Origin of the sequence: Rhizobium sp. BK619 (assembly GCF_014195245.1) — a bacterium.
Lineage (GTDB): Bacteria > Pseudomonadota > Alphaproteobacteria > Rhizobiales > Rhizobiaceae > Rhizobium > Rhizobium acidisoli.
Genome location: NZ_JACIBH010000029.1, coordinates 1 through 18,305, shown reverse-complemented (window position 1 = coordinate 18,305; position 18,305 = coordinate 1). Strand labels below are relative to the sequence as shown.

The 18,305-nt window shown below is 59.6% G+C and carries 15 protein-coding genes, 1 tRNA gene and 1 pseudogene; 1 reads left to right on the top strand and 16 read right to left on the bottom strand.

The genetic code is table 11. The features are described 5' to 3' along the window. The 4 genes from FHX14_RS32560 to rpsL all read right to left on the bottom strand — a co-directional run. A partial coding sequence (locus tag FHX14_RS32560) for a GTP-binding protein (protein WP_018010120.1) occupies positions 1-93 on the bottom strand: 93 nt, incomplete at its 3' end. Between the two features lie 68 nt (positions 94-161). Next, positions 162-2,261 (bottom strand): elongation factor G, encoded by a 2,100-nt coding sequence (gene fusA, locus FHX14_RS32555; protein WP_003587199.1) that lies wholly within the window; start codon positions 2,259-2,261, stop codon positions 162-164. Positions 2,262-2,290: 29 nt separating this feature from the next. Next, positions 2,291-2,761: a 30S ribosomal protein S7 gene (gene rpsG, locus FHX14_RS32550; RefSeq protein WP_003578662.1), complete on the bottom strand. Its 471-nt coding sequence runs from the start codon at positions 2,759-2,761 to the stop codon at positions 2,291-2,293. A 77-nt stretch (positions 2,762-2,838) separates the two neighbouring features. Beyond that, on the bottom strand, positions 2,839-3,210 hold the full coding sequence (gene rpsL, locus FHX14_RS32545) for a 30S ribosomal protein S12 (RefSeq protein ID WP_003547537.1): 372 nt from the start codon (positions 3,208-3,210) through the stop codon (positions 2,839-2,841). A gap of 498 nt (positions 3,211-3,708) precedes the next feature. Between rpsL and FHX14_RS32540 the strand changes: the two genes are divergently transcribed. Then, positions 3,709-4,002 carry a hypothetical protein gene (locus FHX14_RS32540; protein ID WP_003587200.1) on the top strand — a complete coding sequence of 98 codons (294 nt, stop codon included), beginning with the start codon at positions 3,709-3,711 and terminating at the stop codon, positions 4,000-4,002. Positions 4,003-4,164: 162 nt separating this feature from the next. Here FHX14_RS32540 and rpoC read toward each other — a convergent pair whose 3' ends face one another. From rpoC to tuf, 12 genes and pseudogenes are all read right to left on the bottom strand, one after another. Then, positions 4,165-8,373, bottom strand: a complete 4,209-nt coding sequence (rpoC, locus tag FHX14_RS32535; protein ID WP_003587201.1) for a DNA-directed RNA polymerase subunit beta' — start codon at positions 8,371-8,373, stop codon at positions 4,165-4,167. 190 nt (positions 8,374-8,563) lie between these two features. Continuing rightward, on the bottom strand, positions 8,564-12,703 hold the full coding sequence (rpoB, locus tag FHX14_RS32530; protein ID WP_003587202.1) for a DNA-directed RNA polymerase subunit beta: 4,140 nt from the start codon (positions 12,701-12,703) through the stop codon (positions 8,564-8,566). Between the two features lie 261 nt (positions 12,704-12,964). After that, positions 12,965-13,342 carry a 50S ribosomal protein L7/L12 gene (gene rplL / locus FHX14_RS32525; RefSeq protein ID WP_003578658.1) on the bottom strand — a complete coding sequence of 126 codons (378 nt, stop codon included), beginning with the start codon at positions 13,340-13,342 and terminating at the stop codon, positions 12,965-12,967. A gap of 58 nt (positions 13,343-13,400) precedes the next feature. Continuing rightward, on the bottom strand, positions 13,401-13,919 hold the full coding sequence (rplJ, locus tag FHX14_RS32520; protein ID WP_003587203.1) for a 50S ribosomal protein L10: 519 nt from the start codon (positions 13,917-13,919) through the stop codon (positions 13,401-13,403). A 329-nt stretch (positions 13,920-14,248) separates the two neighbouring features. Beyond that, a complete protein-coding gene (rplA, locus tag FHX14_RS32515; protein ID WP_003587204.1) occupies positions 14,249-14,950 on the bottom strand; it encodes a 50S ribosomal protein L1 in 702 nt (233 codons plus the stop codon). 4 nt (positions 14,951-14,954) lie between these two features. Beyond that, positions 14,955-15,386 carry a 50S ribosomal protein L11 gene (gene rplK, locus FHX14_RS32510; RefSeq protein WP_003547518.1) on the bottom strand — a complete coding sequence of 144 codons (432 nt, stop codon included), beginning with the start codon at positions 15,384-15,386 and terminating at the stop codon, positions 14,955-14,957. A 177-nt stretch (positions 15,387-15,563) separates the two neighbouring features. Continuing rightward, positions 15,564-16,094 (bottom strand): transcription termination/antitermination protein NusG, encoded by a 531-nt coding sequence (gene nusG / locus FHX14_RS32505; protein WP_003573823.1) that lies wholly within the window; start codon positions 16,092-16,094, stop codon positions 15,564-15,566. A gap of 17 nt (positions 16,095-16,111) precedes the next feature. Continuing rightward, entirely contained in the window at positions 16,112-16,312 is a 201-nt protein-coding gene (gene secE, locus FHX14_RS32500; protein WP_003547514.1) for a preprotein translocase subunit SecE, read from the bottom strand. Positions 16,313-16,506: 194 nt separating this feature from the next. Next, positions 16,507-16,582, bottom strand: a tRNA-Trp gene (locus FHX14_RS32495). Between the two features lie 167 nt (positions 16,583-16,749). Next, a complete protein-coding gene (locus FHX14_RS32490; protein WP_184381217.1) occupies positions 16,750-17,643 on the bottom strand; it encodes an NAD(P)-dependent oxidoreductase in 894 nt (297 codons plus the stop codon). A 170-nt stretch (positions 17,644-17,813) separates the two neighbouring features. Next, positions 17,814-17,948, bottom strand: coding sequence for a hypothetical protein (locus FHX14_RS33420; RefSeq protein WP_003587206.1), 135 nt, complete (start codon positions 17,946-17,948; stop codon positions 17,814-17,816). A gap of 204 nt (positions 17,949-18,152) precedes the next feature. After that, positions 18,153-18,305, bottom strand: a pseudogene (tuf, locus tag FHX14_RS32485) (elongation factor Tu); the annotation flags it as partial.

The following is an 18,305-nucleotide window of genomic DNA, read 5'->3' as shown; positions in this document are numbered from 1 at the left end:
CGCTGCCGTCAGAGACGTCTTGCCGTGGTCAACGTGGCCGATCGTGCCAATGTTGACGTGCGGCTTGTTGCGCTCAAACTTACTCTTTGCCATTTTCGGCTCTCCGTTTTGCTAGTCCCCGAGGGGATCTAATTCTTGTTATCGGTCAATTGGTATTCCGGTCACTTCTGACCGGAATACTTTGCCTGGATTTCAGTTGCGACGTTCGACGGGACCGGCGAATAGTGATCGAAGGTCATCGTGTACTGAGCGCGGCCCTGGGACATGGAGCGCAGGTTGTCGACGTACTTGAACATGTTCGCGAGCGGAACGTTCGCGTTGATGACGACGGCGATACCACGGCTTTCCTGGCCCTGGATCTGACCGCGACGGGAGTTCAGGTCGCCGATGACGTCGCCGACATAATCTTCCGGGGTGACGACTTCGACCTTCATCATCGGCTCGAGCAGCTGAGCGCCGGCCTTCTTGGCTGCTTCACGGAAGCAGGCACGCGATGCGATTTCGAAGGCGAGAACCGAGGAGTCGACGTCGTGGAAAGCGCCGTCGATGAGGGTCGCCTTGACGCCGAGCATCGGGAAGCCTGCGAGCGGGCCCGAAGACAGGACGCTTTCGATGCCCTTCTGGACGCCGGGGATGTATTCCTTCGGAACGGAACCGCCGACGATCTTCGATTCGAACTTGAAGTCGTCGCCTTCCGGGTTCGGTTCGAAGACGATCTTGACGCGCGCGAACTGGCCGGTACCACCGGACTGCTTCTTGTGCGTGTAGTCTTCTTCGTGCTGGCGGGTGATGGTTTCGCGGTAGGCAACCTGCGGCGCGCCGACAGTTGCTTCAACCTTGAATTCACGACGCATGCGGTCGACGATGATGTCGAGATGCAGTTCGCCCATGCCGGCAATGATGGTCTGGCCGGATTCCTGGTCGGTCTTGACGCGGAAGGACGGATCTTCTGCAGCCAGGCGGTTGAGCGCGAGGCCCATCTTTTCCTGGTCGCCCTTGGTCTTCGGCTCGATAGCGATCTGAATGACCGGCTCGGGGAATTCCATGCGCTCGAGGATAACCGGCTTCAGCGGATCGCAGAGCGTATCACCCGTCGTGGTTTCCTTGAGGCCGGCGAGAGCAACGATGTCGCCTGCGAAGGCTTCTTCGATGTCTTCACGCGAGTTGGAGTGCATCTGCAGCATGCGGCCGACGCGCTCGCGCTTGTCCTTGACCGTGTTCATGACCGACGCGCCCTTTTCGAGCTTGCCGGAGTAGATGCGGGCGAAGGTCAGCGAACCGACGAAGGGGTCGTTCATGATCTTGAAGGCGAGCATGGAGAGCGGCTCGGCGTCATCGGCATGACGCTCGATGTCGGCTTCGGTCTTGAAGTCGATGCCCTTGATGGCCGGGATGTCCATCGGCGACGGCAGGTAGTCGACGACGGCGTCGAGCAGCGGCTGCACGCCCTTGTTCTTGAAGGCGGTGCCGCAGAACATCGGGTGGAACTTGACGTCGATCGTGCCGCGGCGAACGAGCGCACGGATCTGATCGTTGTCGGGCAGAATGCCTTCGAGATAGGCTTCCATCGCAGCTTCGTCGATATCGACGACCGTTTCGATGAGCTTTTCGCGATATTCTTCGGCCTTGGCCTTCATGTCCTCGGGGATCTCGACGACATCCCACTGGGCGCCGAGCGACTCGTCGCGCCAGATGAGAGCGTTCATCTCGATCAGGTCGATGACGCCCTTGAATTCGGTTTCAGCACCGATCGGCAGCTGCATGACGACAGCCGTTGCGCCGAGACGGGTCTTGATCATCTCGACGGAGCGGTAGAAGTCGGCGCCGGTCTTGTCCATCTTGTTGCAGAAGATCATCCGCGGGACATTGTACTTCTCGGCCTGGCGCCAGACGGTTTCCGTCTGCGGCTCGACACCGGCATTGGCGTCGAGCAGCGCGATGGCGCCGTCGAGAACGCGCAGCGAACGCTCGACTTCGATGGTGAAGTCGACGTGGCCGGGGGTGTCGATGATGTTGAAGCGGCGCGTCTTGCCGTCACGGCCCTTCCAGAAGGTCGTGGTGGCAGCGGAGGTGATCGTGATGCCACGCTCCTGCTCCTGCTCCATCCAGTCCATGGTGGCTGCGCCGTCGTGGACTTCGCCGATCTTGTGCGACTTGCCGGTGTAATAAAGAATACGCTCGGTGGTCGTGGTCTTGCCGGCGTCGATATGCGCCATGATACCGAAATTGCGGTAGTCTTCGATTTTATATTCGCGAGCCATTGTGGACTGCCTTTCGATACCGTTCGGAATTACCAGCGATAGTGCGAGAATGCACGGTTGGCGTCAGCCATCTTGTGCGTGTCTTCGCGCTTCTTGACGGCGGAGCCGCGGTTGTTGGACGCATCGAGCAGTTCGCCGGAAAGGCGGTCAACCATAGTCGTTTCATTGCGCTTGCGGGCAGCAGCGATCAGCCAGCGAATGGCGAGGGCCTGGCGGCGCTCCGGACGAACATCGACCGGCACCTGATAGGTCGCACCACCGACGCGGCGCGAGCGGACTTCAACGTGCGGAGCAATGTTGTCGAGCGCAGAATGGAATACCGTGAGCGGCTCCTGCTTGGACTTGCCCTGGACGACGTCGAACGCGCCATAGACAATGTTTTCAGCAACGGACTTCTTGCCGTCGAGCATGATGGCATTCATGAACTTGGTGACGACGAGATCGCCGAACTTCGGGTCCGGATTGATCTCGCGCTTTTCTGCTTTATGACGTCTGGACATACTTTTCGTCTCTTCAACCGTTAAGGCGCTTCATCACGCGGAGGACCTCGCGCAGCGCCGGATTATTCAAAACCGAATTACTTCGGACGCTTCGCACCGTACTTGGAGCGGCGCTGCTTGCGGTTCTTGACACCCTGGGTATCGAGAACGCCGCGGATGATGTGATAACGGACACCCGGAAGGTCCTTGACGCGGCCGCCACGGATCATGACGACAGAGTGTTCCTGAAGGTTGTGACCTTCGCCGGGGATGTAACCAATGACTTCGAAGCCGTTGGTCAGGCGGATCTTTGCGACCTTACGCAGAGCCGAGTTCGGCTTCTTCGGCGTCGTCGTATAGACGCGCGTGCAAACGCCGCGCTTCTGCGGGTTCTCCTGGAGTGCGGGAACCTTGTTACGCTTTACGTTCGCCTGGCGAGGCTTGCGGATCAGCTGGTTTACGGTAGGCATTCAACCATCCCTTACGTTTTATCTCAGTACCCTTGCGGGCTTGAACTCGCGCCGTCTCCGGCAGTGACGCATGCTTTCCGTCAATGCGCAAAATATGGCCCAATCCGCTTCCGCAGATGGACCACAAGGAGCAGAGGACGCATAAAATATGCGTCGTGCGTGCAGCATCATGACTTCAACGTGCGTTTAGAACCTTGTTTGAGGTGAACTTCAGGGCGCGTCGCCCCGAACAGCCAAGCCTCACATGGGATCTGATGGCCGGGGTACTACTGGTTTCCACCCCTCTCGTCAAGGCCGGTTAAGAAATAAACTCGCCGTATCGCCTTGATCTCAGGGCCTAATGCCCTGATTTCATCCTTCTAGACGAAATGGCGGCCGTACACCAAGATAAAAACTTGGGCATCGCGGCAAAAGCAGTTAAGGAATCAGCAATTGCGGCGTGCGGCCCTCACAGCAGGATTCGAGCGACCGAATCGTCAAAGAGCCGAAGGACAGGCGATGATTACGACACCTGATAACGACAATAATTTCGACGGACCGATGGTCTTCATCATCATCGGCAAAGGCTACGAGTCCGACGACAGCGAAGGCATCGATCTGCACATCATGCTGAAGGCGCCCGACGACGACACAGCCGTGCGCGAGGCCCTGAACGCCCTTGCCGAGGAAGGCTTCATCGAGGCCGATCTCGACCAGATCGGCATGCTGACCGAGGTGCCAGCCGAAGAGCCGCACGCCTCTGCCTATCAGGGCGCCGTCGATGGCGAGGTCGCCATCATCCGCTTCAACTGAAGTGAGCCGCCGCTGACGCTGCGGGTCGCACAGGCAGCATAAAGCGCAGGCAGCACCTTCCCTCCCCCAACCTACCTGCAGACCAAAAACAAAAACCGCCCGGATCGCTCCGGGCGGTTTTTCAATTCGCGTGCCACCTGAGTGGTGGTGGTCGGCTGCGGATTATTCCGCAGCCGGAGCCTTTTCGGCCATGTCCTGCAGCATCGGCGTGGCAACGGCAGCACCCGTGCCCTTGCGGCGCTCTTCGAGGATCAGCTCGTCGCGCGACGTGGCGATACGGCGGATCTGGGTCATGGTGCCGCCGGTACCGGCCGGGATGAGACGGCCGACGATGACGTTTTCCTTCAGACCCTGCAGGCCGTCGGTCTTGCCGGCGATCGCAGCTTCCGTCAGCACCTTGGTCGTTTCCTGGAAGGATGCGGCCGAGATGAAGGACGGGGTCTGCAGCGACGCCTTGGTGATGCCGAGAAGAACCGGATCGCCGTAGGCCGGCTTCTTGCCCTGCTCGATCAGATGATCGTTGACGTCTTCGAGCTCGATCCGGTCGACGTTGTCGCCGACGATATAGGTCGAGTCGCCTGCATCGGTGATCTCCACCTTCTGCAGCATCTGACGGACAATCACCTCGATGTGCTTGTCGTTGATGACAACACCCTGCAGGCGGTAGACTTCCTGGATCTCGTTGACGAGGTAGGAGGCCAGAGCCTCCACGCCCTTGATCGCCAGGATGTCGTGCGGAGCCGGGTTACCGTCGAGGATGTAGTCACCCTTTTCGATATAGTCGCCTTCCTGAAGGTGGAAGGGCTTGCCCTTCGGGATCAGGTATTCGACAGGCTCGACACCGTCTTCCGCCGGCTCGATGATGACGCGGCGCTTGTTTTTGTAGTCGCGGCCGAGGCGGATCGTACCATCGATCTCTGCGATGATGGCATGGTCCTTCGGACGGCGGGCTTCGAAGAGCTCGGCAACACGCGGCAGACCGCCGGTGATGTCCTTGGTCTTGGCGCTTTCCAGCGGCGAACGCGCTAGAACGTCACCCTGGGAGACCTTGGTGCCCGGCTCGACCGACAGAATAGCGTCGACCGAGAGCATGAAGCGGGCGTCACCGCCACGCGACAGCTTCATGACGTTGCCGCTGGCATCCTTGATGACGATCGCCGGCTTGAGGTCCGAACCGCGCGGGGTCGAACGCCAGTCGATGACCTGACGCTTGGTGATGCCGGTGGATTCGTCGGTCGCTTCCAGAACGGAGAGACCGTCGACCAGGTCTTCGAACTGAACGGTACCAGCCACTTCGGTCATCATCGGACGGGTGTAAGGATCCCACTCGGCCAGACGCTGGCCGCGCTTGACCTTGTCGCCTTCGTCGACATGCAGCTTCGAACCGTAGGCGACACGCTGCGAAGACCGCTCGACGCCACGCTCATCCAGGATCTGGACGGTCATGTTGCGGCCCATGGCAACGAGGTTGCCATCGGAGTTGCGCAGGATGTTGCGGTTCTTGATCTGCACCGTACCTTCGTACGAGGCTTCCAGGAACGACTGGTCGACCACGGTTGCCGTGCCGCCAAGGTGGAAGGTACGCATGGTGAGCTGGGTGCCCGGTTCACCGATCGACTGAGCAGCGATGACGCCGACGGCTTCGCCCATGTTGACAGGCGTGCCACGGGCCAGGTCGCGGCCGTAGCAGACTGCGCAGACGCCCGTCTGGATTTCGCAGGTCAGCGCCGAGCGGATGCGGATCGACTGGATACCGGCCTTCTCGATTTCGACGACATCGGGCTCGAGGATCATCCGGCCGGCATCGACGATGCGCTCACCCGTGATCGGATGATCGATGTCATCAAGTGCTGTACGGCCGAGGATGCGGACGCCGATCGAGGCAACCACCTGGCCGGCATCGACGATGGCGGTCATGGTGAGGCCGGTTTCGGTGCCGCAATCCACGTGCGTGACGATGCAATCCTGCGCGACGTCGACGAGACGGCGGGTCAGGTAACCGGAGTTGGCGGTCTTCAAGGCAGTGTCTGCCAGACCCTTACGGGCGCCGTGCGTCGAGTTGAAGTACTCGTTGACGGTCAGGCCTTCCTTGAAGTTCGAGATGATCGGCGTCTCGATGATTTCACCCGACGGCTTGGCCATGAGGCCGCGCATGCCGCCCAGCTGACGCATCTGGTTCGGAGAACCGCGGGCGCCGGAATGGCTCATCATGTAGATCGAGTTCATCGGCTTCTGACGGCCGGTGTTCTCATCGAATTCGACAGCCTTAATGCGGGCCATCATTTCTTCGGCGACCTTTTCAGTGGCCTTGCCCCAGGCGTCGACAACCTTGTTGTACTTTTCGCCCTGGGTGATCAGGCCGTCATTGTACTGCTGCTCGTATTCCTTCACCAGGGTTTCGGTGTCGGCAACGATCTTGGCCTTGGCATCCGGAATGACCATGTCGTCCTTGCCGAACGAAATGCCGGCGCGGCAGGCATGGGAGAAGCCGAGCTGCATGATGCGGTCGCAGAAGATGACCGTGTCCTTCTGGCCGCAATGGCGGTAGACCGTGTCGATCATCTTGGAGATGTTCTTCTTGGTCATTTCCTGGTTGCAGATGTCGAAGGGCACCTTGCCGTTCTTCGGCAGCAGTTCGCCGATGAGCAGACGGCCAGGCGTCGTCTCATAGATCTTCGAGTAGGGCTTACCATCCTCGTCGACCGACTTGAAACGGCCGCGGATCTTGGTGTGCAGCGTCACGACCTTGCTTTCGAGGGCGTGATGCAGTTCGCCGAGATCGGAGAAAGCCATGCCTTCGCCCGGTTCGTTCTGGTTGAGGATCGACAGGTAATAGAGGCCGAGAACCATGTCCTGCGAGGGAACGATGATCGGCGCGCCGTTGGCCGGATGCAGGATGTTGTTGGTCGACATCATCAGCACGCGGGCTTCGAGCTGGGCTTCGAGCGACAGCGGCACGTGAACGGCCATCTGGTCGCCGTCGAAGTCGGCGTTGAAGGCCGTGCAGACGAGCGGATGCAGCTGGATCGCCTTGCCTTCGACCAGGGTGGGTTCGAAGGCCTGGATGCCCAGGCGGTGCAGCGTCGGTGCGCGGTTCAGCAGAACCGGATGCTCGCGGATGACCTCGTCGAGGATATCCCAGACTTCCGGCTTTTCCTTTTCGACCAGCTTCTTGGCCTGCTTGACGGTCGAGGAGTAACCCTTGGCGTCGAGGCGGGCGTAGATGAACGGCTTGAAGAGCTCGAGCGCCATCTTCTTCGGCAGGCCGCACTGGTGCAGCTTCAGTTCCGGACCGGTAACGATGACCGAACGGCCGGAATAGTCGACGCGCTTGCCGAGCAGGTTCTGGCGGAAGCGGCCCTGCTTGCCCTTCAGCATGTCGGACAGCGACTTCAGCGGACGCTTGTTGGCGCCGGTGATGACGCGGCCGCGACGGCCGTTGTCGAACAGCGCGTCAACCGATTCCTGCAGCATGCGCTTTTCATTGCGGATGATGATGCCCGGTGCACGGAGCTCGATCAGACGCTTCAGACGGTTGTTGCGGTTGATGACGCGGCGGTAGAGATCGTTCAGATCCGACGTCGCGAAACGGCCGCCGTCGAGCGGCACCAGCGGACGCAGATCCGGCGGGATCACCGGAACGACCTTCATGATCATCCATTCCGGACGGTTGCCCGACTCCATGAAGTTCTCGACGATCTTCAGGCGCTTCATCAGCTTCTTCTGCTTGAGATCCGACGTGGTGTCGGCAAGCTCGGAGCGCAGGTCGCCAGCGATCTTTTCGAGGTTCATCGAGGCCAGCATCTCGTAGATCGCCTCAGCGCCGATCATCGCGGTGAACTGGTCTTCGCCGTATTCGTCAACGGCCAGCATGTACTCTTCTTCCGAGAGGAGCTGGTGCTCCTTCAGAGCAGTCAGGCCCGGCTCGGTGACGATGTAGTTTTCGAAATAGAGGACGCGCTCGACATCCTTCAGCGTCATGTCGAGCAGCGTCGAAATGCGCGACGGCAGCGACTTCAGGAACCAGATATGGGCAACGGGAGCGGCGAGCTCGATATGGCCCATGCGCTCACGGCGAACGCGCGACAGCGTGACTTCGACGCCGCACTTTTCGCAGATGATGCCCTTGTACTTCATGCGCTTGTACTTGCCGCACAGGCATTCGTAGTCCTTGATCGGCCCGAAGATGCGCGCGCAGAACAGGCCGTCGCGTTCCGGCTTGAACGTGCGGTAGTTGATGGTTTCCGGCTTCTTGATCTCACCGTAAGACCAGGAGAGGATCTTCTCCGGAGATGCGATCGAAATCCGAATGGAATCGAAATTCTGTGCAGGCACCTGCGGATTGAAAAGATTCATGACCTCTTGGTTCATGCCTGTCTCCTTCATGGGCTAAAGCGCCCTCAAAATGCGATGGTCGGCGGCAAATTCCCGGGAGCCGCCTCCCTCGCTTAAACGAGAATAACCGCAAGATGCGGCGAAACTTCCCTGCAGGGCCGATACGGATACGGCGCCCGGCGGGACCGGCGTGCGCCGCATTGGCAGCGCACGCCCTATCAAGTGCTTACTCGGCCGCGTCGGGCAGCTGCGCTGCCTGCGCCTCGTCAAGCTTGGTGTTTTCGAGCTCGACGCTGAGGCCCAGCGAGCGCATTTCCTTGACGAGAACGTTGAAGCTTTCCGGAATACCGGCTTCGAACGTGTCGTCTCCGCGGACGATGGCTTCGTAGACCTTGGTGCGGCCGGCGACGTCGTCCGACTTCACCGTCAGCATTTCCTGCAGCGTGTAGGCCGCGCCGTATGCTTCGAGCGCCCAGACTTCCATTTCGCCGAAACGCTGACCGCCGAACTGCGCCTTGCCGCCCAGCGGCTGCTGGGTCACGAGCGAGTAAGGACCGATCGAACGGGCATGGATCTTGTCGTCGACCAAGTGGTTGAGCTTCAGCATGTAGATGTAGCCCACGGTCACCTGGCGGTCGAACTGCTCGCCGGTACGGCCGTCATAGAGCGTCGACTGACCGGTGTCCTTGAGACCCGCCAGACGCAGCATGTCGTTGACGTCGGCTTCGTTGGCGCCGTCGAAAACCGGCGTTGCAATCGAAACGCCGCGCTTCCACTGGTCGGCGAGACGCAGAACCGAGTCGTCGTCGAAATCCTGGACCTGTTCGGCCTTCGGACCGTCACCGACGACATCGCCGATGGTCTTGCGCAGCGGCTCGATGTTGCCATTGGCCTTGTATGCGTCGATCAGTTCGCCGATCTGGCGACCCATGCCGGCGCAAGCCCAACCCAGGTGGGTTTCGAGGATCTGGCCGACGTTCATGCGCGAGGGAACGCCGAGCGGGTTCAGAACGACGTCGACATGCGTGCCGTCTTCGAGGAACGGCATGTCCTCGACAGGCACAATGCGCGAGACGACGCCCTTGTTCCCGTGACGGCCGGCCATCTTGTCGCCCGGCTGGATCTTGCGCTTCACAGCGACGAAGACCTTGACCATCTTCATGACGCCAGGAGGCATTTCATCGCCGCGCTGGACCTTTTCGACCTTGTCCATGAAGCGCTGTTCAAGGCGCGACTTGGATTCGTCGTACTGGCCGCGGAGCGCTTCGAGTTCGCTCTGAACCTTCTCGTCCTCGACGGCGAACATCCACCACTGCGAGCGGGGATATTCGGAGACGACGGCATTCGAAAGCTCGGTGCCCTTCTTGAAGCCCTTCGGGCCGGCGATGGACGCCTGGCCGCGCAGCATTTCGATCAGACGGCCGTAGACGTTACGGTCGAGGATCGCCTGCTCGTCATCGCGGTCCTTTGCAAGACGTTCGATCTCTTCGCGCTCGATTGCCATCGCGCGCTCGTCCTTCTCAACGCCGTGGCGGTTGAAGACGCGGACTTCGACGATCGTGCCGTAGGTGCCGGGCGGCATGCGCATGGAAGTGTCGCGCACGTCGGAGGCCTTTTCGCCGAAGATGGCGCGCAGAAGCTTTTCTTCCGGCGTCATCGGGCTTTCGCCCTTCGGCGTGATCTTGCCGACGAGGATATCGCCCGGCTGAACTTCGGCGCCGATGTAGACGATGCCGGCTTCGTCGAGGTTCTTCAGCGCTTCTTCCGAAACGTTCGGAATGTCGCGGGTGATTTCCTCAGGACCAAGCTTGGTGTCGCGCGCCATCACTTCGAATTCCTCGATGTGGATGGAGGTGAACACGTCGTCGGCAACGATACGCTCGGAGAGCAGGATCGAGTCTTCGTAGTTGTAGCCGTTCCAGGGCATGAACGCGACGAGCGCGTTGCGGCCGAGTGCCAGGTCGCCGAGGTCGGTCGACGGACCGTCGGCGAGGATGTCGCCGCGGTTGACCTCGTCACCGACGGTGACCAGCGGACGCTGGTTGACGCAGGTGTTCTGGTTCGAACGCTGGAACTTCTGCAGGCGGTAGATATCGACACCGGATTTGCCGGCTTCGAGGTCTTCCGTGGCGCGGATAACGATGCGCGTTGCGTCGACCTGGTCGACCACGCCGCCGCGGCGCGCGCCGATGGCAGCGCCTGAGTCACGGGCAACGACCGGCTCCATGCCGGTACCGACGAACGGGGCTTCTGCACGCAGCAGCGGCACGGCCTGACGCTGCATGTTCGAGCCCATGAGCGCGCGGTTGGCGTCGTCGTTTTCCAGGAACGGAATGAGCGCGGCTGCGACCGAAACGACCTGCTTCGGCGAAACGTCCATCAGGTTCATGCTGTCGCGGGGTGCGAGCATGACTTCGCCGGCATGACGGCAGACGACGAACTCGTCGACGAAGGAACCGTCGGCGTTCATTTCGGCGTTGGCCTGGGCGACGTAGTACTTCGCCTCTTCCATGGCGGAGAGGTAAAGCACGTCGCTCGTCACCCTGCCGTCAACGATACGACGATACGGGCTTTCGATGAAGCCGTACTTGTTGACGCGGGCAAAGGTCGCAAGCGAGTTGATCAGACCGATGTTCGGACCCTCAGGCGTTTCGATCGGGCAAATACGGCCGTAGTGGGTCGGATGCACGTCGCGGACTTCGAAGCCGGCGCGCTCACGGGTCAGACCACCCGGGCCAAGAGCCGAAAGACGGCGCTTGTGGGTGATTTCCGAGAGCGGGTTGACCTGGTCCATGAACTGCGAGAGCTGCGAGGAACCGAAGAATTCGCGAACGGCGGCAGCCGCCGGCTTGGCGTTGATCAGATCCTGCGGCATCACCGTGTCGATCTCGATCGAGGACATGCGTTCCTTGATCGCGCGCTCCATGCGGAGCAGGCCGAGACGGTACTGGTTCTCCATCAACTCGCCGACCGAGCGGACGCGGCGGTTGCCGAGGTTGTCGATGTCGTCGATCTCGCCCTTGCCGTCGCGCAGTTCGACCAGCATTCTGACCACGGCCAGGATGTCGTCCTTGCGCAGGATGCGGACGGTGTCTTCGACGGTCAGGTCGAGACGCATGTTCATCTTGACGCGGCCGACGGCGGAGAGGTCGTAACGCTCCGCATCAAAGAACAGCGAGTTGAACATGGCTTCGGCCGATTCCATGGTCGGCGGCTCGCCCGGACGCATGACGCGGTAGATGTCGAACAGAGCGTCCTGACGGTTCTCGTTCTTGTCGGCCGAAAGCGTGTTGCGGATATAGGCGCCGACATTGATGTGGTCGATGCCGAGAACCGGGATCTCGTCGAAGCCGTTCGCCAGGATGATTCCGAGCGTCTTTTCGTCGATTTCGTCACCGGCTTCGAGGTAGATTTCACCGGTGGAGTAGTTGACGATGTCGCCGGCGAGGTAGTTGCCATAGAGATCGTCGTCAGCGGCCTTCAGCGCCTTCAGGCCCTTGTCGGACAGCTGGCGCAGCAGACGCGGGGTCAGCTTCTTGCCGGCTTCAACGACGACTTCGCCGGTATCGGCGTCGACCATCTCGGTGATCGCCTTGGCACCCTTCAGCGTTTCCGGCTTGAAGGGAATGCGCCAGCCTTCGCCGTCGCGCTTGTAGAGCGACTTCGTGTAGAAGGTGTCGAGGATTTCCTCGCCGTCCATGCCGAGCGCCATCAGCAGCGACGTGACAGGGATCTTACGGCGACGGTCGATACGGGCGTAGACGATATCCTTGGCGTCGAATTCGATATCGAGCCAGGAACCGCGATAGGGGATGACGCGGGCAGCAAACAGCAGCTTGCCGGAAGAATGGCTCTTGCCCTTGTCGTGGTCGAAGAAGACGCCCGGCGAACGGTGCATCTGCGAAACGATGACGCGCTCGGTGCCGTTGACGATGAACGTGCCGTTGTTGGTCATGAGCGGCATATCGCCCATGTAGACGGACTGTTCCTTGATGTCCTTGATCGACTTTGCGCCCGTATCCTCGTCGATATCGAACACGATGAGGCGCAGCGTCACCTTCAGCGGCGCAGCATAGGTCAGGTCGCGCTGACGGCATTCGTCAACGTCGAACTTCGGCGGTTCGAATTCGTAGGATACGAATTCCAGCATGGAAGCGCCGGAAAAATCGGTGATCGGGAAAACCGACTTGAAAACGGCCTGAAGGCCCTCGTCGGGCCGGCCGCCTTTCGGCTCTTCAACCATCAAAAACTGGTCGTAGGACGCCTTCTGAACCTCGATGAGGTTCGGCATTTCTGCGACTTCGGGGATCTTACCAAAAAACTTGCGTACGCGCCTACGACCATTGAACGAAAGGGTCTGAGCCATCGTCGCTCCTTCAAAATCTTGCACCCGGGCCTGCAACGGACGGGAACCGATGGCCAGTCGATCCCGTCTATCAATGAGTAGTTCAATCTCGTCCGACACCCGAAAACGCTCAGCTCGGATTGCTGTGCTGCCCTCGGTGCGAGACTATCCTTTTGAAGAACCCATTACCCAAAAGCCGGTTTGACGCGGCTTTTGGGTAATTCGTTCAGAAAAACGGCAAATGGGAGGCAGCAGAGACTGCCTCCCAAAAGCGTTTCAAGATTACTTGACGTCGGCCTTGGCGCCAGCGTCTTCAAGCTTCTTCTTGATGTCAGCGGCTTCAGCCTTGTTGACGCCTTCCTTGACAGCCTTCGGAGCGCCTTCGACGAGGTCCTTGGCTTCCTTGAGGCCGAGACCGGTGATGGCGCGGACTTCCTTGATGACGTTGATCTTGTTGGCACCGGCTTCGACGAGGATGACGTCGAATTCGGTCTTTTCTTCTTCAACGACAGCCGGGCCAGCACCACCAGCAGCGGCAGCAACAGCTACCGGAGCAGCGGCGGAAACGCCCCACTTTTCTTCGAGAAGCTTCGACAGTTCTGCAGCTTCCAGAACGGTCAGCGAGGAGAGGTCGTCAACGATCTTTGCGAGATCAGCCATTTTACTAGTTCCTTTTGTTCGGTTCGAACCGGTTGATTATAAACAGCGAAAAACCGCCTTAAGCGGCTTCGTCCTTCTTGGCGTAAGCCGCGAACACGCGAGCAAGCTGGCTTGCCGGTGCTGCAACAACCCCAGCGATGCGGGTAGCCGGTGTCTGGATCATGCCCAGCAGCTTCGCACGCAGCTCATCGAGCGAAGGCAGGGTCGCAAGCGACTTGACTGCATCGGCGTTGAGCGTGGTTGTTCCCATGGCGCCGCCCAGCACAACGATCTTGTCGTTGGTCTTGGCGAAATCCATGACGACCTTCGGAGCGGTGATCGGATCGGTGCTGTATGCAATCAGCGTCTGACCCTTGAAGAGATCGGTGATCCCTTCCGCTTCCGTACCTTGAAGGGCAATTTTGGCCAGGCGGTTCTTCGCGACTTTGACGGTACCGCCAGCTGCACGCATCTTCGAACGAAAGTCGTTCATCTGCGCGACTGTGGCACCAGCATAGTGGGCCACGACAACTGAGCCCGAAGCCTTGAAGACTTCGTTCAGTTCCGTGACGAATTCGCGTTTTTCCGCTCTTTCCACTGCCTATCTCCAGTTGGCGGGACCGAGAACGGGCCCGCCGGGTTGCCTTTTGCCTCCCGGGATCATGTGAGATCCCAAGCGACGCTTGAGGATCCTGTCCCCCCGCGCTCTCGCGCCAATCAAGGCTAAAGAGGCACAAGGCATCCAAGGCTCGAACCGATTTCCTAGAAGCGAACTTCATGAATTTCGGGTCTTACCCGTCTCATGCAGGCGAAGTGATTAAGGGAAAACCACCTGCAATCTCGGACAGGATTCCGGATCTCTCCGGAATATTCCGGCCCCTTGCGAGGCCGGAATTTCAGTGGCCGGACCGAGGTCCGGCAATCAACTTATGCAGTCGGGCTTGCTGTGACCGAGCCGACTTCGATCTTGACGCCCGGGCCCATGGTCGAGGAAATCGCCACGCGCTTGACGTAGTTGCCCTTGGCGCCAGCCGGCTTCGCCTTGATGACGGCGTCAGCAAAGGCGCGGATGTTTTCTTCCAGAGCCTTGGCGTCGAAAGAGGCCTTGCCGATGCCGGCATGGACGATACCCGCCTTCTCGACGCGGAACTCGACAGCGCCGCCCTTGGAAGCCTTGACGGCTCCGGCGACATCCATGGTGACGGTGCCGACCTTCGGGTTCGGCATCATGCCGCGGGGGCCGAGAACCTTACCGAGACGGCCGACGAGCGGCATCATGTCGGGGGTGGCGATGCAGCGATCGAATTCGATCTTGCCGCCCTGGACGATCTCGACGAGGTCTTCAGCGCCGACGATATCCGCACCGGCAGCCTTGGCTTCATCGGCCTTGACGCCACGAGCGAAGACGGCGACGCGAACCGTACGGCCCGTGCCGTTCGGCAGGTTGACGACGCCGCGAACCATCTGGTCCGCATGGCGCGGGTCGACGCCGAGGTTCATCGAGACTTCGATGGTTTCGTCGAACTTGGCGACAGCCCGTTCCTTGACCATGCCGATGGCGAGGCTCAGAGCGTAGAGCTTGGTGGGATCAACACCTTCGTTGATCTTCTGCGTGCGCTTACCAGCCATGATCTTAACCCACCACTTCCAGGCCCATGGCGCGGGCAGAGCCCTCGATCATCGCCATTGCACCTTCGATATCCGCTGCGTTCAGATCCTTCATCTTGGCTTCTGCGATCGACTTGATCTGAGCCTTGGTGAGGGAACCGGCCTTGGCGCCCTTGCCGGGCGTCTTGGAACCGGACGTGATCTTCGCTTCCTTCTTCAGCCAGTAGCTGACCGGAGGCTGCTTCATCGCGAAGGTGAAGGACTTGTCCTGGTAATAGGTGATGACGACCGGGATCGGCATGCCCTTTTCCATTTCCTGCGTGGCGGCATTGAACGCCTTGCAGAATTCCATGATGTTAATGCCACGCTGACCAAGCGCCGGACCAATCGGCGGGGACGGGTTTGCCGATCCTGCCTTGACCTGAAGCTTGAGCTGGCCTGCAACTTTCTTAGCCATATCTCTCTGCCTTTCATGAACGGCCGGTCGCCCGGCCCGTGATGCCGGATCTCTCCGGCGGCTGCGGTTGCGTGGTGCGGATCATTAGGGTCCGGCTAAGACCCCTCACCTTCCACGCGGGTGCGGACAAGGTCCGCAGGAAACCGGCCGCAAGGGCCTGCTTCCAATCTCTTAAAATCAGACCTTCTCGACCTGAGCGTATTCCAGCTCGACCGGCGTTGCGCGGCCGAAGATCGACACTTCAACCTTCAGGCGCGAACGCTCTTCGTCGACATCCTGAACGGTGCCGTTGAACGACGCGAACGGGCCGTCGGAAACGCGAACCTGCTCGCCGATCTCGAAGGTAATGGAGGCCTTCGGCCGCTCGACACCTTCCTGGACCTGGCCGAGAATGCGCTCGGCTTCATGATCCGGAATCGGAACGGGCTTATTGTCGGAGCCGAGGAAGCCTGTGACCTTCGGCGTGTTCTTGATCAGATGGTAGGCTTCGTCCGTCAGATTGGCGCGAACCATGACATAGCCCGGGAAGAACTTGCGCTCGCTGTCGACCTTGCGGCCGCGACGCACTTCCACCACCTTTTCGGTCGGCACGAGGATCTTCTCGAACAGGTGCTCAAGCCCCTTCTGGCGAGCCTTGTTCTCGATGTCTTCAGCAACCTTCTTTTCAAAATTTGAATATGCGTGGACGATGTACCAACGTGCCGCCATTTTCATCTCCACCCGTATCAGTTGCCGGTATTGAGCACGAAGCTCAGAGCCCAGCCGATCAGCTGGTCAGCGGCAAAGAAAAACAGCGCGGCGAAAACCACCATCACAAGCACCATGACCGTCGAGATCATCGTCTCGCGGCGCGACGGCCATGTAACTTTGGACGTCTCGGAGCGAACCTGCTGCAGAAACGCAAACGGATTGGATTTTGATGCCATCGACTGCCCACGCAATTACGGCGCGTAAAGCTGAAACTATCAGCCCCACGCACCGCGTGTCTGTTGAACCCTAAATAAACACCGATTCCCCAATACACAAGAGGGAAACCGAAGTTTAACGAAATTAGTCACCGCCCATCGATCCCCGGCCGGAATGCCGCGAGCACGTCCGCGCTGTCCCGCATCAAGGAAAATGGCAGGGGCAGTAGGGCTCGAACCTACGACCTGCGGTTTTGGAGACCGCCGCTCTACCAACTGAGCTATACCCCTTCATGCCGCTCATTCAGCGCTGGGCCAAGGCCCGCAAATCGCTGCTGAAAAGCATGGCGCTCCCTTTAAGACGGCGACGGCGGATTGGCAAGCACGATTTTCGTTTTTCATAGCCATTCTGCGCATATGCGAGAGATCGGCTTGTTCATCGCGCCGCCGATATGGTTTCAGACCTTCACGTATTTGCGCCAATCGTGCTCTTCCTTAAAACCCAGCACCTCGCGAATCTTGCGGTTGGAGAGCAGGCCTTCATATTCGCCGATCTCGCGGGTGAAGGGTACGTTCGGAAAGAATCGCTTGGCAAGCTCCTTGGACGGCGTGTTGGCCGAGACGGTATCGTTGGCCGCGTTGAAGACCTGATAGCCGAGGCCGTCCTTTTCGATGCAAAGATGACAGATCTGCCCGAGATCGCGGGCATCGATATAGCTCCAGGCAATGCGTTTGCGCATCTCGGGATTGGCGAAATAGGTGGGGAACCGCTCATATTCGTGCGGCTCGATGACGTTGCCGATGCGCAGCGCATAGATGTCGAAGCCTGAACGCTCGGCAAAGGCGCGCGCCGTCTTTTCGTTGACCACCTTGGAAAGCCCGTAGGAATCCATCGGATTGACGTCGTAGTCTTCCTCCAGCGGGAACTGGTGGAAATCGCGATGGCCTTCGGCGAAGCAGACGCCGTAGGTCGTCTCGCTGGACGCGACGATAATCTTCCTGATGCCGAGCTTCACCGCCGCCTCGATGACATTATAAGTGCCCATCGTGTTGATGCGGAAAGTCTCGTTGTCGGGCTTGATCAGAATGCGCGGGATGGCGGCGAAATGCACGACGGCATCGAAGGGCTGCACGCCCCTGCCCGCATCGAGATCGGGAAAATCGCGGTGCATCGACAGCGCATTGAAGACCTGGCCGCTATCGGTGATGTCGGCAATGAGATTGGTGACGCCGGGACTGTCCAGCGGCACCAGATCGAGGTTGTGAACCTCGTAACCCGCATTCACGAGCCATGGCACGGTATGGCGACCTGCCTTACCCGAACCGCCCGTAAACAGAATTCGCTTCTTCATGGAATATCCTCCGCGTCATCAAATCGGAGGCATAGTTAGACGCTTCCGCGCGAAGAGCAAGCGAGCGTCCTGCAAGGGTTCACCCCCGCGTCGCCAGGATCACCCTCTGCGGGGTGCCTGGCCGATCATTTCCGTTCACCGCAGACGCCTGCGGTGAACTGCTGAAATCGTCACTTAACGACGGTTACGTCACCGATCTGCACTCCGGCTGCCTGAACAACCTCCTGCGGAATTGCAGCGATGAAAAACATCGTGAAAACATACATCGCGAATATCGTCGCAACGAACGTGGCCTTTGGAATCATCCGGGCTCTCCTCTTTGCATGAAAGAGTCTGGACTAAAATGAACCAATCACAACTGGTTTCTGAATGTGAGATGAACAAAATACTGTGACGGGTGTATTTAACGATATTTTTACAACACCTGTTAATCCCTCAAGCAGGTATCAAAACGAAAAAACCCCGCCGTTTCCAGCGGGGTTTTTCCTGAATTTCGGGTAATCCCAGGATTACTCGACGATCGAAGCGACGATACCGGCGCCGACGGTGCGGCCGCCTTCGCGGATCGCGAAGCGCAGCTTTTCTTCCATCGCGATCGGAACGATCAGCTCGACGGCAACCGTGACGTTGTCGCCCGGCATGACCATCTCGGTGCCCTCAGG